Here is an 884-nt window from a genome sequence, read left to right as displayed (position 1 = left end):
GGTGGATGCCCAGCCCAGTACCGGGTTGGCGGCGCCGGGCGCCGAGGACCTGGCGTATCTGATCTACACCTCGGGCACCACGGGTGTGCCCAAGGGGGTGGCGGTGGCGCACCGCAATGTCGGCGGGCTTTGGGATGGGTTGGCTGCGGGTGTGGCGGTGGCCGGGGTGTGGTCGCAGTGGCATTCGTATGCCTTTGACGTGTCGGTGTGGGAGATTTTCGGTGCGTTGCTCCATGGTGGGCGCCTGGTGGTGGTGGGCGAGTCGGTGGCGCGCTCGCCGCAGGATTTCCACGCGTTGTTGACCGGCGAGCGGGTCAGTGTGTTCAGTCAGACCCCGTCGGCGGTGGGTGTGCTTTCGCCGCAGGGGTTGGAGGGCGCGGCGCTGGTGGTGGCCGGTGAGGCCTGCCCGGTGGAGTTGGTGCAGCAGTGGGCGGCGCCGGGTCGGGTGATGATCAATGCCTATGGCCCGACGGAGGCCACGGTGTATGCGGCGCGCAGCGCGCCGTTGGTGGCGGGTGCGGGGGTGGCGCCGATTGGTGCGCCGGTGCCCGGCGCGGCGTTGCTGGTGCTCGATGACTGGTTGCGGCCGGTGCCGGCCGGGGTGATCGGCGAGTTGTATGTGGCCGGGGCGGGTGTGGCTGTCGGTTATTTGCGGCGGGCCGGGTTGACCGGGTCGCGGTTTGTGGCGTGCCCGTCCGGTGTTCCGGGGGCCCGGATGTATCGGACCGGGGACCTGGTGTGCTGGGGGGCTGATGGGCAGCTGCGGTATCTGGGGCGTGCCGATGAGCAGGTCAAGGTCCGCGGGTATCGCATCGAGCTCGGTGAGGTCCAGGCCGCACTGGCCGGGCTGCAGGGTGTCACCCAGGCGGTGGTGGTCGCCCGCG

Annotated in this window: 1 protein-coding gene; it reads left to right on the top strand. The window is 70.7% G+C overall.

What is annotated here, in order from left to right; genetic code table 11:
• On the top strand, positions 1 to 884 hold an 884-nt coding region (locus OQ789_RS25640; RefSeq protein ID WP_324689205.1), incomplete at both ends, for an AMP-binding protein.

Origin of the sequence: Mycobacterium sp. 94-17 (genome assembly GCF_035617725.1) — a bacterium.
Classification (GTDB): domain Bacteria; phylum Actinomycetota; class Actinomycetes; order Mycobacteriales; family Mycobacteriaceae; genus Mycobacterium.
The sequence above is the reverse complement of the archived record's forward strand: the minus strand, read 5'-3'. Positions and strand labels throughout refer to the sequence as shown.